Consider the following 16,942-nt stretch of genomic DNA (forward strand, 5'->3'; position numbering starts at 1 on the left):
CCTAGCGTAGCAACCAGCGAACGCCAACATAGGCGGACACCGGTGTACCAGGATTCAGGATTGCATCACTCTCCGCCGCGATATTACGCACGCTGTGATTCGCCACGTAATTCTCATCGAACACGTTGTTCACCGTCGCGTTCACGCTGAAGCGTTCACCCGACCAGGCGGCGCGAAGCCCCATAAGCGTATAGCTGTCTATCGTGTAGGTATTGGCGAAGTCCGCATAGCGCTTGCCTACCCGCTCGAACGTAGGACCGACTTGAAAGCCACGATCGTTGCGATACATCATTTCGCCACGCAGCACATAATCGGGCGCTGCGGGCAACTGATTGTCGCCGTACACCGCGTCCTCATCGAAACTGAATTCGTTGACCGTCAGGCTAAAGAGCGGCGCAAGATAGTGTCGACCCGATTCACCGAGGCCAAATTCGCCAGCAACCATCGCTTCAAGCCCGGCATGCAAGGTCTTGTCGATATTGGTCGCGAGGCTGGTTCCCGGAGCCGCAGGATCTTCGACGGATAGAATTTCGTCATCAATCTTTGCGTGATAGATCGATACATCCCAGTTCCAGCGATTGTCGCTGCCAAATTCGCGGGTCCCGCGGGTACCGACTTCCACGGCTGCGCCCTTCATTGCCTTCAGCGTTGCATCGCCACCGCTTACATTGTCCTGTAGCTGGTAGTTGGTCGGTGGCTCGAACAAGCGACTGACATTGGCGTACAAGGAAACGCCGTCACTGACAGTGTAGACGATGCCTATACGCGGATTGATCCCGTCGTAGCTGTCCTGCGGATTGGTCAGCACGGCGGATGCAACATCCGTATTGCGAACTTCTCTGTCCGCCGACACCGCCTGTGCAGCGAGCACCAAAGTCAGTTGCTCACTCAGCTTCCAGCGATCCATGACAAACGCCTCGAGTAACGTCGCACTGTTATCGACGACCGTACTCAGGCCATTGATCTGACCGCCCAGATTACGGTAGTTGCCGCCCTCGACACTGCTCCGCGCATAGTTGACGCCGGCAACGATGTCATGCCGGTCACCCGTATATTTGTAACGCAACGCGGTCCCGTGATCACGCTGCTCAGTTGCGATCAGCAAGCTGAATACTTCAACCGGTTCGGCGGGCCCGGGACCGTCGAAATCCACCATAACGCGGTCAACGATCGGATGAAACAGTGATTGCTCTTCCACAGAAAAGCCGACGTCCAGGCGCTGCCATTCGTCGATTTTCCAGCTGGTCTTGCTGGCCAGCCGCCAGGTTTCGACGTTCACTTGAAAGTTACCACTGACAGCTGAGGCAGCGGCCTGTTCGGGGTCCGCGAGCATTTGTGCGCGGGTCAGACCGCCTGGTAATTCCTGATCATTGTCTATCCAGGTTGCGTAAACCCGCGTTGCCACGTCAGGCGAAATTTGCCAGCCCGCATTTGCGTACAAGCCCAACCGCTCCTGCTCATTGTGGTCGCGGTAGCCTTCCCATTGCCTCGCCTCAATGGTCAGTAATCCGTCCAGACCGTTGTCGAAGTTATCTGCCAACGTCAGACGTGTTTGTAATTGACCGAAACTGCCGCCGTTCAAGGACAGGTCTGCGCCGGTGCCGTCCCGCGCGGTGACCGACTCAAAGTTGATTGCGCCACCGAGTGTGCTGGCGCCATATTTCATGGCATTCGCGCCACGGGCGACCACGGCATGACGAGCGCTCAACGGATCAATAATGCGATTGTGGTTATTGCCATCGGCCGATGTGACCGACAAGCCATCCTGCAACAATTTGATGCCATTCATGTCGTAGTCGGTCGAGTCGAGATTGGAGCCACGACTGGAAAAGAAGATGGCTTCACTGCCATTGTCACTGGTAGACCAAATCCCCGGTGCATGCCGAAGCACGTCCGCCAGGCTGGATACGTTGCGTTCACGGAACTCATCCATGTCAATCAGCTCAACCCCACCGGGCGTCAATGCGGCTTCCGCGCCGGCGGACGCCAGATTGCTCTGGGTGCCGAACACAGTGATGGCATCAATAACCTGATTGTCATCGTCGCTTTTCTTGTCTTGCGCAAGTGCGAGTTGGGTGCACAGTTGCACCACGACTAGCGACGTCACGTACACCGCAGTACGAATATTGGTATTCATACGGTTAAAACCTCTATGGAATAGCTACACACCCGAACATTGCACGGCGGAAGTCCGCGTAGCAGCGATCGGTCAATTCGGCAGCGAGTCGCTGCTTCAGGTATAGAGAGGTTTTGCTTGTGGAGGCGCGCGTGCGCGATAGGTTCGAACAATTGTAGATGCAAAGACATCGTTTGATACGTCTGCCAGGTAGCCTGACGCATCAAGGAGAACCGGTGCTGCAATATCCGCAGTCAGCCCGGATGAGCCAAAGACGGCTCCAAAGGGACAGAACTCCCAGGTACTTGCCTCGTGCCCGCTATGCTGATCGTCGTCGTGTGCGCTCTGACCATGATCAGCGTGGCCGCTGTGGATACTTTGACTATCTGCACCAACGTCGACGAGCAAGGTTTGGCCGTGAACGCCTGGTTGTCCCTGCGTACTTTGTGTATGAGCATCATGCGCGCCGTCGGCGGCACGGTCAGGCGGCAGAAAATACGCAGCTCCCGACAGCCCGCCCGGACACAACACAAAAGGACCACCTTCTGCCAACGACGCCGGCATGTATCCCGCGGGCGTCAGCACACGTACTGCTAAGCCAAGAAAAATCAGGCTTATTAGTCGAAGTCGTGAGCGATTGGTAAAAGTATTTGTCATTTTATGAGTCCAAGCCGCCCCAGTATAAGCACGGATATCCAACGCCGTCGACCTATTCTGCTATGGCCGTTCGACACCGCGGACAGGGCTGAATCAACACTTAATCCAGCGGCGTTGCCGGTATTAACAATCCGGAAAATTGTGCGATATAGCTATGGCCACAACAGAATGAGACCGACACCCAATGCAATAGTGGCTGCAAACACCGTACCAACTACAGCGAAGAGCTTCCTGCCACCCAACACCCCAGCCGCGCCGGCCTTGAACGCAAGGTTCGACAGCGTCGCGATAAGAATTGCGCGCCAGGCCATGCCGTCTTCAATTCGCTGTTGGTTATAAAGCTCGGCAACCGACAAAGTAAGCGCATCAACGTCAGTCAATCCGGAAATCGTCGCGGCTACGTAGATGGCTTTATGGCCAAACTGGTCGTCCACGAAAGCCACCACGAACAAGACTACGGCGTACAGCAAACCGAAGAAAATTGCGGGCTTCAGCTGTGATGGATTGCCGTGCGCCGGTGGCTCGGTGTGGGCCTGTTGCATTCGGTAATAGAGCCAGGCACTTGCACTGAGCATGAAGACAAAAAGCATTATCAAAGGCGGCAACAGACTCTTCAGCAAGCCGCCCGCAACCGCAGCGATTTCAATGGCAACCCTCACCATAACTATCGTCGATGCAATGACAATCACCATGGCCGCCGTACCAATCGCCTTCGGGTGTTCCGCGCACTGGCGGGCATAACTCACGGTGGTCGCAGTACTTGAAATAAAGCCGCCCAGAACGCCGGCAAGCAAAGCCCCGCCACGAACACCTACAAACCGATAGGCTAAATAGCCGCAAAGGCTGATCGCAACGATCAATACGACCATCAACCAGACCTTGAACGGATTGAGGACCGCGTAGGGCCCATACTCTTTGTCGGGTAACAGCGGCAGAATAACCAGCGCGATCAGTACGAACTGAAATATCGCCCGTGCATCGCTTGCGCTGAGACGAACGATCGCCGATTGCAGCCGCTCCTTGAGGTGCAGCAGCACAGCGGTGGCCCCACCCAGAACAACTGCCGGCAGCGTATAGCCGGACATCAACATGGCGCCAACAGCGAACATCACGAGCGCCGCAATCTCCGTCGTCTGTCCGGACTCGGCGTCCTGATTGCCATTCTCCGCCATCCAGTTACCGGTTATCAGAAGGGCGACGACCGCAATCAGACTGGCAGCGACCAGCAGGCCGCCATAGTCTCGGGCCAGCAGTGCGCTGGCTGCGCCGAACACCGTAATCAGCGTAAAGGTGCGAATACCGGCTAGCGGATGCTTATCCCATTCCCGCTGTAAACCAACGAGCAGCCCCAGCAATAATGCGATACCGAATGCGTTGAATATTTGCTGGTCCAATTGAGCCCTCGCGGCAACAGGAAACGTCGCTGGCTATGCTACCGTCATTCGCGGTACTCGGACCACTGTTGGCAACCGTTCTGGCGGTGGCTTGAACCGAATGCTCGGGTATCCGGCAACGAGCTAATACGCAACCCCGCGCCGGCTACTGCACAGTACAAGTATCGTCATCGCATGCTGTTGCGGATTCCCGGTCGTCATCGTCCGACGTTTGGGTGTATGCAGCGCCATCGCCGGCCTCCCGCAACAGGGACATGATTTCCGCGCCGAGGCGCATATCATCAACGGCACCGAAGTACTGCTGCCTGAGCATGCCTGCACGATCGATCATGAGTAGCGTCGGCGTTCCCCGCATCCCGTAGGCCGACATTGTTTCCGGTAAGCGCCCGTTCTCGCCAGGCGCGTCGATAGCAACGGGAAACGGTATACGGTACTCGTGCATAAATGCGGCCAGTGCACTGTGGGTACCCTGCACCTCCAGATGCTCGAAAACCGTGTGCAAGCCCAGCACCACCACGTCCTCATCCCTGAACGTCTCAGCCACGCGCTTGGCCTGCGGCAAGCCATGTGAGACGCAGCCAGGACACAACATCTGAAAGGCCTCAATAACCACGACCGAGCCACGCAATGCCGCGAGGCTGAGCGGTGCGTCGGTATTGAGCCAATCGCTTACTGTTAACTCCGGAGCTTCGTACATCGTCTGCTCTCATCTCGAATAGGTCATTGGCGACCGTGATTCCAAAATTGACTTGAGTGACCGCCGGGCAATTGCACTTCGGCGCGCTGGTCTGCCTGCCGACCTGAGGCAATCCTGTACCCGGACAGACAGCTCACGTGCGCCAGTGCCAGCGGCTAGCCAGCAGGTCCTGATGCCCACCGTTGCTCCGCTCAGAACGTTGATAAGAACGTCGTGCCGGGGCTCTGGGAAACATCGCAACAGTGGCGCCGACCGTGGCCGGCGCCACTTCTGGCCGGCTTATTTCAGGTCTGCGAGACTGGCGCCGAAATTGATGTGGTACGTCGCGCCTCCGATAACGAACGCAGGAACCGATTTTACGCCCGCTCTCTCGGCATCTGCGAGACGCTCCGGTGCTGTACCGAGATGGACGATCTCAACGTCAAACTTGTCCGGATTCAGGCTTTCGGCAAACTGCTGTTCGGCGTCAACGCATACCGGGCAGCCGGCATGGAAAAAAGTCGCTTTGGTAGTCATGGTATTGATCCTTTGTAGAAATTCGGAATAACTGGGGCTGTTGTTTTTCGTATCGACTCGATACCTTATGAATACTAATCAGCAACGACACTGATTGCAAGCCTCGTATTGAGTCGATACTATTTGCCCATGAAAACAAATCCTGCAGACCGCGTGGCCGCGCTCATCGAGCGTGTTGGTCGTTTGATCACAACGGAAGCGCACGCCGAAGGTCTGCTGCCCGTGCACTGGGAAGCCCTGCGCTACCTGGATCGTGCCAACCGTTTTTCGCGAACCGCCGTCGCACTCACTGCGTACCTCGGCATTACCAAAGGCACTGTTTCGCAAACTCTTAACAGCCTGGAAAACAAAGGCTACGTCCGAAAGCGCACGGACCCACAGGACAAGCGGAGCAAGTTACTGTCGATAACCAGCAAAGGTCAGGCACTGTTGCGACACGATCCGCTGCGCGCCACGGTCGATGCTGTGCAGGCTTTGGATTCAACGACGCAGCCCGGTCTCGCTCTCGGCCTGGAAGCATTACTGGCGGCCCGGCTAAGCGCGCAGGATCGGCAGCCATTTGGTCAATGCAGGGACTGCCAATACTTTGCGAAGAAACACCCCGAAGGAGGTCCGCACTACTGTCTGCTACTGGAAGCGAAGCTCGCGGAACCAGAAGCGCAGGCAATTTGTTATGAACAGCTCCCCGCTGCGCAGGAACCGCGTACAGCTCTGTAGGACCGCAAGCATCGACCTGATCGGATGAGCAAAGGGTCGGCCAACCTCAACGAATACCAGCGTCCTGCAATACCCACTCCAGCACGCTATCCTGACCACTTCGCCAGTCGTCGACGGAAACGTTGATCGTGACATCCGGCTTGACCGTATCCTGTCCATGATCTTCAAAGCAGTAACGCCGTTTCGAATAGGTAACCACCAATCCGGTATTTGCCAGTTTGAACTGCCCCAGATCCTGATAACCGCATGGGTTCGCGCCCGTCGGCTGACCAATCAACCGGGCATTCAGCAGTTGCCGAAACTGGACAGCATTGCTCATGGCCGCTGAAAACGTTTTCTCACCTATGAGGCCGTAAACGCCTTTACGCCAGTCGACAGAATCAGCCAGTACGAGGTAGCTTGCGAGGTGCAGGCCAATGAAGAAGTCACCACCAAAATTCTCGCGCAGATCAATGATGAGGTTGCGCGTTTGGTTCTGCTCTATGAAACCCAGAATTTCTTCACCGAACTCTGCGATCGCTGAGTTGGGAGGGTAGCTGTCCATCCTGACATACACTGATTTCTTGTCGGCAGAAGCACCGAACCAAAACTTATCGTTGTAACGGTATACCGGATCAAACGGCTTGCTCGCCCGATAGTCCAGGGTTCGGATAACGGCGGTACCGTAGTCAGACTTATCCAACGACAGGACCCTAACAACGCGCATTTCCGCGCCTGCCAGGAAAGTCAGGTCCGTCGCCGCAGTGTCGCTGATCACACCCAGGCCATGCAGCAGGCGGGTGTTCATCAGGAGTGCCCCCGTGCGGACCCTTGCGGACTGCACGTTCTCCACAAAAGGCACGATCCCGGCCAGCCGATTCATGACATCGCGCGCCGGCATGCCGTTGATGGCCGTCAGTTCCGCACCAAGCAGGGCCGCGTGGCCGTCATCGGTTGCGGTGACCAACGGCACACCCTCCACGATCGAAATACCGAAAGGGAATTGCGTGTACGGCATATCCCACAAAGGTATCGCCGTATGTCCGTCACCGATCCTGCGAATCAGCCGCATCACCGCTACCAGCGCCTCGTCTTCATTTACATCGTCGAGACGGCCTTTGATTTCGGCCAGCTCCCCCACGAATTCCTCTTCGGAAACGCGGTGATAGAGATCTATATGCCGTTCCTGCAAAGTATCTGACAACATGTCGAGGTCCGAGCGCCATGCATCCGCCTTGTCGAAGGGCATGGCAAGTACGCCACTCGGTATCAACGCAAGCAGCGTCAGAATTCGAGTACAAGTGCTTTTGATTGTTACAACCTCCGTCGATTTCCTCTGCAGCACATCGACTTGCTGCGTTCTGCACTTACGGCAGCAATGACAGTTGCTCTGAAGTATGGGGCGTCTCGCCCGCCAACTCTCCGGCAACCCCAACCCGTCATGGCAGAAGCGTCTCGGCAACATGAGATCGCAATAGCCGTTGCGTGCGAATCTGGTCGGTGTGGCCGGATGCGGAATCAGTAGCCAGCAACAAATTTATCAACTGTTATGCAACGACTCCAAACAAACTGCCTACCAGTGCGGTCAGCAGCATGGCAAGACTCCCCCAGAATACGACTCGTATTACACCGGTCAGTATGCGCGCCCCGCCCGCATGCGCGGCGACGCCACCCAGCATCGCCAGAAATATTAGCGACGACGTGGCAACAAAGGCGATTTGACCTGGCCCCGCCGCTGCCCATGCAACCAGCAACGGTAAAACGGCACCCACTGAAAAAGCCGCCGCCGATGAATAGGCCGCCTGGAAAGGCCTGGCGACGATGCTTTCTGATATCCCGATGTCGTCTCGGGCATGCGCGCCGAGTGCGTCGTGTTCCATTAATTGCTGCGCGACCTGACGGGCGAGTCCCGGCTCCAGACCACGGCCTTCGTAAATTTCGGCCAGCTCCTGCTGTTCGAACTCGAAATTCTGCTCCAGTGACTCCTGCTCTATAGCGAGGTCCGCTTTTTCGGTGTCCGATTGCGAACTGACCGAGACGTATTCGCCGGCCGCCATCGACATCGCACCTGCGATCAGTCCTGCTACACCAGCCAGAAGAATACTTTCCTGCGAGGAACCTGCAGCCGCGATGCCGATAATGAGGCTGGCGGTGGAAACAATTCCGTCGTTGGCACCGAGTACCGCTGCACGTAACCACCCAACCCGATTGACCTTGTGTTCATGCCCTTCAACGGCCATACATCGTACCCCGTACTTACAGTTGCCACGCCTGACGCAATCGTCGCCGGCGTCAATTCATGGGATTGGACCTGATGAACCACGCAGCGCCGCCGCGACCAACCGTGCGGCAGACTAAAGCCGTCGACCGCGATGAAGCGACGCCCAACAATCTATTCCTTGGCCGCACCTGCCTATCGAGACTCGCCGTTGATAAACAGCAACAACGCCGCCGCAAGCACTGAACCACTGGCCATGACCGTTGCCACTACCGGCAGCCCCGCACCGGCGGCAAACAAGAAACCGGCCAGCATGGGCCCGAGCACGGAACCGGCACGCCCAACGCCAATCGCAAAGCCAGTGCCGCCCGCACGAACGTCGGTAGGAAACTTGTGCGCGAACATCGCATACATACCGACCACGCCAGCATTGGTAAAGAATCCTGCAAACGCCGCCACCATCGACAGCCCCGTCAGGTCCGACTGACCGAAGCCAAACCAGACCACGCCCGCAGCACCACACAGGAGCGCGGCAACAACCAGTCCTTGTATCCGGTAACGCAAGCTCAGCAAGCCGATCAGCAACGCACCTGCAAGTCCGCCGACATTGGCCCAAACGAGAACGCCACCGGCCATCGATGCATCAAAGCCCATGTCGACCACGATCTTGGGAATCCATTTGAGAATAAAGTAGAACGTCGTGATGTGAAAAAAGTACGCGCCCGTTAGCAACACGGTTGTACGCCGTAATCGCGGTGTAAACAGTTCTTTTACGCTCAACGCAGCACGTCGCGGGCGCGATTCTGGTAGCACCTCGATTGGCGGATGACCGATTCGGCTCAGCGTCTTGTTAATTTTTTGCAGAGCGCCGGACGGTTGTCGTTCGGCCAGATAGGCCACTGACTCCGGGAGGAAAAACCACACTATTGGAAAGAACGCTGCAGTCCCGCCGGCACCCAGCAAAAAGACCGAACGCCAACCATAGTCAGCCAGCAATGATGTAGCAACTACGCCACCAATGATCACCCCAACCGGATAGCCCCCTGCCATCAAGACAACGGCAAGATTGCGTCGACGAACGTTGGAAAACTCCGCGGTCAGCGCACTGGCCGTTGCCAGCATGGCACCAATACCCAGCCCGGTCAGCAAGCGGTACAACGAGAGAATCTCGACGCTGTTTGCTGTACTGGCGAGGTACATGCCGAAGGTCATCAAAGACAATGCAATGAAGACGGTGGGTCGGCGACCAATACTGTCAGCAATACTGCCAAAAATCATCGAGCCTATGGCCATGCCAATAAGCTCCATGGAAAGAACGATGCCCAGGGCCGCACGATTGATACCCCATTCATCAGCAATGCCCGGCGAGGCGAAACTGATCGACAGCACATCGAAGCCGTCCAGTGCGGTCAACAAAATACAGACGGTGACGATAAGCCACTGCATCGGCTTCATCGGTGCAGTAGCCAGGATATCTCTAGAGTCGGACCTCATACTGCTTTCCCTGCGGGTGTACCTTTCTGGAATGGGTAGATGCCCCGGCACATTACATCATGCGAGCCGCTTCGATAAGCCGCTTAACGGTCTACGTCAATGATTGCAGGAAAACGATCATCTTCTGTCGTCATAAGACCGTTATCAGGTCAATGCCAACTCAGCAGAGAAGCTGCTGGAAAGGCCCTGTCTGTAATGCTGCAAAAACCCTGGCGCTGAGACGATGCGTAACAACCCACTCCCGAATAGCCGCTTACTTCGCTGGAAAGCCTGCTCATAGCCGGATACTCTCGTAGCTCGTCGTCAATTTCAGAAGGAAACGTACCTCAATGACAATTACAATCAGGCGCGCATCACTCGATCACGTTGCTGGAATTGCGAAACTGTTCGATGCTTATCGCGTCTTCTACCAACAGAAAAGCGACCCGGACCTTGCACTCTGCTTTCTGACTGACCGCCTTAGCGCCGACGAATCTGTCATCTTTTTTGCCGAAGATGAGTCTGGCAACTACCTGGGGTTTACGCAGCTGTTTGCGACGTTTTCTTCAGTATCGGCGGAGTCGATGTGGATACTCAATGATCTGTACGTAGACCGCGCTGCTCGTGGCCACGGAGTCGGGACTCGGCTAATGAATGCGGCCAGGGATTACTCTGTTGAAACGGGCGCAAAGGGCCTGACCTTGAGCACAGCAACGGACAATACGACCGCTCAGTCGCTCTACGAAACACTGGGTTATGAGCGGGACACAGAGTATTACTCGTACTACCTCGCAACGCCGCCTAAAACCGATTAAACACTATCGCCCAGTACAACAGCTGGGTGGCGCGCTTTCCGCTGGCAATGGCCAGCGCCGGTGCTTTATTGGCGAGGAACCTGCGCGACACTCAAGACCGACCGGCTGAACCGCCAATGTGTGGACGTTATTTCCTACTGCTCGCAGAACGGTTCAGTCTGTCGCTGTGTCGTCAGGTGGTTTGCCAAGGTGCCATTCGTAGAGCAGAAACGGCTGTGGTGGCTCGACACCGGCAACAGACTGGAAACACGCTTGTGCGGCCTTGTTGTCCGCGTCAGTGCCGAGCCAGGCGAAGACGCAACCCCGCTCGGTCGCAATTTGCAGCAAAGTTTCGAGCAATCGTCGACCCAGGCCTTGCCGCCGATACTCAGGCGTAACGCCGATCTCGTTCACCCACATTTGCGGCTTTTTGTCGGGGTGAAAATACTCAACAGCGGAAGCCATACCAACGACAATGTCACCGTTCATGGCGACAACCATCACGTGACGAGGATCATTAAGGAAGGCCTGAAGCTGGTGAGGGTCGATGGGGAAATCGAACACATCTGGTGCGATTGAATTCAATAATTCGGTGTCGTCACTGCTCAGGCAACGAATGCTTGTCTCCATGCAAGTCTCCCTGTGGCCGTGCTCATTAACGGCTAATTGAAGGGAGTGACATTAACACCAAACGTATTCGTCGCAGCAAATACAGACCCAGGTTGCGCACCGGTCGATACGCAAGACGGCGGCACACCATGCGCCGCCGCCGTTAATCGCCATCAGAAGCCGCCAAATCGGCCGCTCTGACTATGTCGCCACTATCGACTGGCGTAGTTATAGCCCGAGACTGGCCGGGTGAGGTCGTATCGATCCAGAGTCATGACTTTTGTCCATGCGGCAACAAAGTCGTCTATGAACAGACGCTCGGCACCCCGCTCGGCATAAACCTCGGCAACCGCTCTAAGTTCTGCGTGCGATCCAAAGACCAGATCAACCGGGGTCGCAGTCCAGTTCAGCTTGGAACTAACACGATCTCGACCTTCATAGACGCCCTCTGTTGCCAGCGATTTTGACCATTGGGTGGACATTGACAATAAATTGACGAAAAAGTCATTGCTGAGGGTACCTGGATGATCGGTGAAAACGCCATGTTTGATCGAGCCGGTGTTCGCATCCAATACGCGCAGCCCACCGATCAACACCGTCATCTCGGGTATCGACAAATTCAGCAGACTAGCCTTGTCGACCAGCATTCTGGCAGGCGACATACGGCTTTCTTGGCTGTAGTAGTTGCGGAAGGCATCAGCGGTTGGCTCCAGAACGGCGAACGATTCCACATCGGTTTGCGCCTGTGTTGCGTCGCTACGCCCTGGCGAAAACGGAACCTGAACGTCGTGACCCGCCGCCCTTGCTGCTTCCTCAACGGCCGCCGCGCCAGCCAGCACAATTAAATCGGCCAGCGAGACCTTCTTGTCGCCAGACTGCTGCCGATTGAAAGCCACCTGAATTGACGACAAGCGCTTCAGCACCTTCGCCAATTCCGCCGGATTGTTTGCTTCCCAGTCCTTTTGAGGAGCCAGTCGAATGCGCGCACCGTTAGCACCACCCCGCATATCCGTTCCACGGAAGCTCGCCGCGGAAGCCCATGCGGTACGGACAAGCTCAGGTACGGTCAACCCCGAATCCAGGATCTTCGTCTTAAGCGCAGCAACATCACTTTCGTCCACAAGTTGGTGATCAACCGCAGGCACAGGATCCTGCCACAACAGCAGTTCAGCCGGCACATCATCGCCGAGGTAGCGTTCGCGTGGCCCCATGTCTCGATGAGTCAACTTGAACCAGGCTTTCGCAAACGCCAGCTCGAACTCCCGTGGATCTTCCTGGAAGCGCTTCGCAATCTGCCTGTAACTGGGGTCAAATTTCAGCGACAAGTCTGTCGTGAACATGATGGGTGCATGCCGCTTGCTGGCATCGAATGCATCAGGGACCAGATTGGCCGCAGACTCTGTATCAGGCACCCATTGAGTCGCACCTGCAGGACTCTTAGACATCACCCAATCGAAGCCAAACAAGTTATCGAGGTACTGCGTAGTCCATGCCGTAGGATTCGCCGACCACGCGCCTTCAAGGCCACTGGTTATCGTGTCGCCAGCGTTGCCACTGCCACACTTGTTTTTCCAGCCCATGCCTTGCATTTCCGTTCCCGCCGCTGCGGGTTCAACATCAACGCAATCCGCCGGGGCTGCTGCACCGTGTGCTTTGCCGAAAGTATGACCGCCCGCGATCAGTGCCACAGTCTCCTCGTCATTCATTGCCATGCGACCGAATGTCTCGCGAATATCTTGCGCAGCTAACAACGGGTCTGGCTTGCCGTTCGGACCTTCCGGGTTTACGTAAATCAGGCCCATCTGAACTGCACCAAGGGGTTTTTGCAGTTTCCGGTCGCCGCTGTAACGTTCATCGCCAAGGAACTCATTTTCCGGTCCCCAATAAACCAGATCAGCCTCCCAGTCATCCTGTCGTCCGCCCGCAAAACCGAAGGTCTTGAAGCCCATCGATTCCAGAGCAACATTGCCGGTAAGTACCATCAAATCCGCCCAGGAAATACTACGACCGTATTTCTGTTTCACGGGCCAAAGTAATCTACGGGCCTTGTCGAGGTTAGCGTTGTCGGGCCAGCTGTTCAGTGGTTCAAATCGCTGCTGCCCTCCACCGGCGCCGCCACGGCCGTCAATGACCCGATAGGTACCAGCGCTGTGCCACGCCATACGAATGAAAAACGGGCCGTAGTGGCCATAATCTGCCGGCCACCAATCCTGCGACGTGGTCATCAACGCTTCGATGTCTGCTTTGACGGCATCGAGATCTAAGCTGGTAAACGCGTCTGCGTAGTCGAAGTCGTCACCCAACGGATTAGAAGCAATACCGTGTTGCCGCAGTGGCGCGAGGTCAAGGTTATCTGGCCACCAGAATTGATTCGACTTTGGTCCCTCCTCTGCGGACGCAGAGTTGGCCACTGCCAGCGGCGTAATAGCCACCGCCAACGAAACCAGAAAATTCAGAGTTTGTTTGCGCATCGGACTCTCCCTGTTTGCTAAGCAAAATTGCTGAGCGACTTCGATTTGAGCGCAACATAAATGTTCGATAAATACGTTTATTTCTCTCGTACTATCCTATTTTTCCGATCTTCTGTCTGACACCACCACTAGCACCATTTTCGTCGTCGGATGCGGGTGCAGGCACTGCAACCAGCACCCCTCTGATAGTCAATAATTTCGTCCGGCCGGCAGGCATTTTTCTTAGTCGGCGCGCAGGCCTTGCTGGCGTCATTCCTGGTCAAGTTTCTATGGCGGAAAAGCCCGTCTCGATCGTCAGTACCCATTCGACGTGAGAACCACAACTGGCAACGTCCAGGTTGTTTTATATTGTCTCTACAGAACAATAAGACACTAACCAAGGGGAACAAATGAAGAACTCACTTACCAAGGGCATATTGCTGAGTCTCGTGCTGATTGGCAGCGCAGGTGCGCAATCGCGGGATGGCCTCAAGGTGTTCATCTCGGTCGATATGGAAGGCATCACGGGTGCGGTGAATGTCGACGATGTTCGCCGGACCGGGAAGGACTACGACTACTTCCGGCAAACGATGACACGTGAAGCCAATGCCGCAATTGAGGGCGCATTAGCCGCAGGCGCGACTGAAATCGTAGTGCGGGATTCCCACGGATCGGCACTGAACTTGTTGCCTGAAATGTTGAACCGCAACTCCAGGCTGCTGCGCGATTGGTCGGATGGCCACATGGTGATGATGGAGGGTATCGACGCCAGTTACGACGCCGCTGTCTATATCGGCTATCACGCTAGTGCCGGAACTCCAAACAGCGTGCTCGGCCACACCTCGTCAGGCGATGTCACCAATGTAGCGGTCAATGGCATCCGCATGCCTGAGGCAGGCTACAACGCCCTGATGGCTGGCCACTACGACGTTCCGGTCGTATTCATTGCCGGCGACAAAGCTATTTGCGATGAGGCCAGGGCGCTGCTGGGTAACGTGGAAACTGTGGCAGTCAAAGAAGGCATCGGTCAGGCCGCTCTTAACCTGCACCCTGAAGTCGCGCGCGAGCAGATTCGCGCAGGCGTTGAACGAGCTCTGCGTAACCTAGACGACTACAAACCTTACAAGCTACGAGCGCCCTACACCCTTACTTTGACACTGAAGACAGAAAGGAATGTCAACAAAGGCGCGTTGTACCCGGGTGCAAAAAGAACCGGCGACTGGGAGCTGACCTATGTCGGCAAAGACGTGCTTGAAATCATGAGCGCGTACAAGGGAATGCGCCGCTGACCACAGAGCAGAGATATTGCGAATCATCGAAAGGCTCCGCAGGGAGCCTTTTTTTGTGAGTAGACTATTCGAACAGGCCCGGCATGATCCGCCACCGACAGCGGCAATCAAACGTTCTGCTCACAAAAAAGCCGACCCAACGACATCAAGGATGACATTGCCGGGTCGGCCCTTTCTACTACGAGACCCTTCTCGTGCACGGCATTCTCAAGCCGCCACGAGATAGCTCAGGTAGGCAAACCGTATCGCTAGCGTTGCTCCGCAATCTGCTCCGCGGTAACCGCGCCGGCCTTGTGCCCCCACGAACTACGAACAAAGCTCAACAGCGCTGCCGCCTGCTCATCGGTTAACTTGCCATCAAAGCGTTCCATTCGCTGCCACTCCCGCGACTGCCACTCAGGCGACGGCGAGGTTTTAGGTGTCTGGGCACCGTACAGAGTGATGTTAATAAGCGAAGTAGGATCTGCATCCATGACTACGGGGCTGCCAAGCAACGGTGGTCCGGTCTCTGACGAACCTTCGCCGGTTGGCAAATGGCACGTTCCGCAATGAATGTCGTACTGCAACGAGCCCGTTCGCAAGACATCTTCTTTGGCGGGCTTATCCTGATCCTGCGCATTGGCGGGCAGACTCTTCAAATAGACTGTCATTGCCTGCACATCTTCAACAGACATGTGGCGGGTACTGTTCACTACTACCTTGTTCATCGGCCCGAATACACCCGCACGATGACTGAAGCCCAGCTTGAGATAGTCCTGAATATCTTCGTTGGCCCACATCGCCAGGCCGCTAGCATCGGAAGTGAGGTTAGGTGCTGACCACGCTGAAAGCTTGCCCTCAACGCGTTCCATGTAGCGGCCGCCGGTCATTGCGAGATCGGTATCTACAGCGCCCATGAAGTTTCGCGGTGAATGACACATGCCACAGTGGCCGAGCCCTTCTACCAGATAAGCGCCGCGATTCCATTCAGCCGACTGGTCCTGCTGCGGCTCAAACCGCTCCTCGTCGAAGTACAAGGCCTTCCAGATGCCCAGAGCCCAACGCTGGTTGTAAGGGAAGCCAAGATCATTCTCCGGCGGAGTCGATTTCACAGGAGCCAAGGTCTTCAGGTACGCAAATATCGCGGCGATATCTTCATCGCTGACTTTCGTAAAAGAGGTATAGGGAAAAACCGGGTACAGGTGTTCGCCTTCCCGGCCGACGCCTTCCCGCATGGCCGCCGTGAACTCTTCAAGGCTCCATTGGCCGAGACCGGTTTCAGGGTCCGGGGTGATATTCGTCGAGTAAATCGTGCCGAACGGAGTTTCAAAATCAAGACCGCCCACGAACGCCTTGCCATTATCGCTCGTATGGCAACTCACGCAATTGCCAGCGGTAGCCAGGTACTCACCGCGTTTTTCAATATCGGTAAGTTCAGCTGCATTGGCCGTGTTCGCAACATTCGCAAAGCCCACGAAAAGGACAACTGACAATACCGCACTCCGGAAAAATCCGGAGGCGCGTGCACCCGCGAGCTTGGTCGGCCTGCTGCAACCGAATTCGAACGTAATCATTTTTACTCCGATCTTTTTCACGATTATTTACCCAAAATAATGAATACCATCAGGGTTGGCGCCCCGATGGTTCTTACTCGCGACTGATGAAGGTCGCGGTCAAGGCGTCAACTTAAGAGTCCACGCTCCACGAGTCGCAGTGGCCAGCCGGATTCACCGGTTTGCCACCGAACATTTCGCACGATCCACAGCCACCGGTTTCCTTAGGTGCGTGGAAGAATGCGCAGCCCGCACATACCTTTGCCGGATCGGCCGAGGTTTCAGTGTACTTGAGTGTACGGCGGACACTTTCCTCAGCGGAGGTCATTTGATTCGGGTCAGCGCAGACTTGAGTACCGCCGTCGCTGCCGCAGGCTCCCAACCCCAAAAGGACACTGCCACCAATGGGAATCTGAAGACCGCGCAAGAGAACCGTACGGCGTGATATTTTCTTATTCATTTTGACTCCTGTCTTTCATCTGCCAACGAACATAGCATCCT

Annotated in this window: 15 protein-coding genes; 3 read left to right on the plus strand and 12 right to left on the minus strand. The window is 55.9% G+C overall.

Annotated features, from left to right (window positions below; translation table 11 throughout):
- Nucleotide 1: 1 nt before the first annotated feature.
- From AC0L8N_RS04475 to AC0L8N_RS04495, 5 genes are all read right to left on the minus strand, one after another.
- Nucleotides 2-2,137 (minus strand): TonB-dependent receptor family protein, encoded by a 2,136-nt coding sequence (locus AC0L8N_RS04475; RefSeq protein WP_473666375.1) that lies wholly within the window; start codon nt 2,135-2,137, stop codon nt 2-4.
- A gap of 96 nt (nt 2,138-2,233) precedes the next feature.
- Complete coding sequence (locus tag AC0L8N_RS04480) at nt 2,234-2,773, minus strand: hypothetical protein (protein ID WP_473666376.1); 540 nt, start codon at nt 2,771-2,773, stop codon at nt 2,234-2,236.
- A gap of 152 nt (nt 2,774-2,925) precedes the next feature.
- Nucleotides 2,926-4,167, minus strand: a complete 1,242-nt coding sequence (locus AC0L8N_RS04485) for an MgtC/SapB family protein (protein ID WP_473666377.1) — start codon at nt 4,165-4,167, stop codon at nt 2,926-2,928.
- A gap of 145 nt (nt 4,168-4,312) precedes the next feature.
- Nucleotides 4,313-4,864 (minus strand): redoxin domain-containing protein, encoded by a 552-nt coding sequence (locus AC0L8N_RS04490; RefSeq protein ID WP_473666378.1) that lies wholly within the window; start codon nt 4,862-4,864, stop codon nt 4,313-4,315.
- A 279-nt stretch (nt 4,865-5,143) separates the two neighbouring features.
- Nucleotides 5,144-5,380: a thioredoxin gene (locus AC0L8N_RS04495; protein ID WP_473666379.1), complete on the minus strand. Its 237-nt coding sequence runs from the start codon at nt 5,378-5,380 to the stop codon at nt 5,144-5,146.
- A 129-nt stretch (nt 5,381-5,509) separates the two neighbouring features.
- On the opposite strand from AC0L8N_RS04495, the gene AC0L8N_RS04500 reads away from it, so the two are divergent.
- Nucleotides 5,510-6,097, plus strand: a complete 588-nt coding sequence (locus AC0L8N_RS04500) for a MarR family winged helix-turn-helix transcriptional regulator (protein ID WP_473666380.1) — start codon at nt 5,510-5,512, stop codon at nt 6,095-6,097.
- 46 nt (nt 6,098-6,143) lie between these two features.
- Here the strand turns inward: AC0L8N_RS04500 and AC0L8N_RS04505 are convergent, their stop codons facing one another.
- The 3 genes from AC0L8N_RS04505 to AC0L8N_RS04515 form a co-directional block, all read right to left on the minus strand.
- A complete protein-coding gene (locus AC0L8N_RS04505) occupies nt 6,144-7,325 on the minus strand; it encodes a S41 family peptidase (protein ID WP_473666381.1) in 1,182 nt (393 codons plus the stop codon).
- 298 nt (nt 7,326-7,623) lie between these two features.
- On the minus strand, nt 7,624-8,316 hold the full coding sequence (locus tag AC0L8N_RS04510) for a VIT1/CCC1 transporter family protein (RefSeq protein WP_473666382.1): 693 nt from the start codon (nt 8,314-8,316) through the stop codon (nt 7,624-7,626).
- Nucleotides 8,317-8,489: 173 nt separating this feature from the next.
- Entirely contained in the window at nt 8,490-9,788 is a 1,299-nt protein-coding gene (locus AC0L8N_RS04515) for an MFS transporter (protein WP_473666383.1), read from the minus strand.
- A gap of 329 nt (nt 9,789-10,117) precedes the next feature.
- Here AC0L8N_RS04515 and AC0L8N_RS04520 point away from each other — a divergent pair, with 329 nt between their 5' ends.
- Nucleotides 10,118-10,582 (plus strand): GNAT family N-acetyltransferase, encoded by a 465-nt coding sequence (locus AC0L8N_RS04520; RefSeq protein ID WP_473666384.1) that lies wholly within the window; start codon nt 10,118-10,120, stop codon nt 10,580-10,582.
- 153 nt (nt 10,583-10,735) lie between these two features.
- Here the strand turns inward: AC0L8N_RS04520 and AC0L8N_RS04525 are convergent, their stop codons facing one another.
- Together AC0L8N_RS04525 and katG are read right to left on the minus strand one after the other, a co-directional pair.
- Entirely contained in the window at nt 10,736-11,191 is a 456-nt protein-coding gene (locus tag AC0L8N_RS04525) for a GNAT family N-acetyltransferase (protein ID WP_473666385.1), read from the minus strand.
- A 191-nt stretch (nt 11,192-11,382) separates the two neighbouring features.
- Entirely contained in the window at nt 11,383-13,641 is a 2,259-nt protein-coding gene (katG, locus tag AC0L8N_RS04530; RefSeq protein ID WP_473666386.1) for a catalase/peroxidase HPI, read from the minus strand.
- Nucleotides 13,642-14,030: 389 nt separating this feature from the next.
- Between katG and AC0L8N_RS04535 the strand changes: the two genes are divergently transcribed.
- Nucleotides 14,031-14,909 carry a M55 family metallopeptidase gene (locus AC0L8N_RS04535; RefSeq protein WP_473666387.1) on the plus strand — a complete coding sequence of 293 codons (879 nt, stop codon included), beginning with the start codon at nt 14,031-14,033 and terminating at the stop codon, nt 14,907-14,909.
- Between the two features lie 248 nt (nt 14,910-15,157).
- Here the strand turns inward: AC0L8N_RS04535 and AC0L8N_RS04540 are convergent, their stop codons facing one another.
- Together AC0L8N_RS04540 and AC0L8N_RS04545 are read right to left on the minus strand one after the other, a co-directional pair.
- Nucleotides 15,158-16,483, minus strand: a complete 1,326-nt coding sequence (locus AC0L8N_RS04540; protein ID WP_473666388.1) for a cytochrome c — start codon at nt 16,481-16,483, stop codon at nt 15,158-15,160.
- Nucleotides 16,484-16,574: 91 nt separating this feature from the next.
- Nucleotides 16,575-16,901, minus strand: coding sequence for a high-potential iron-sulfur protein (locus AC0L8N_RS04545; protein WP_473666389.1), 327 nt, complete (start codon nt 16,899-16,901; stop codon nt 16,575-16,577).
- Between the last annotated feature and the right edge of the window lie 41 nt (nt 16,902-16,942).

The organism is Woeseia sp. D3-10 (assembly GCF_055809415.1).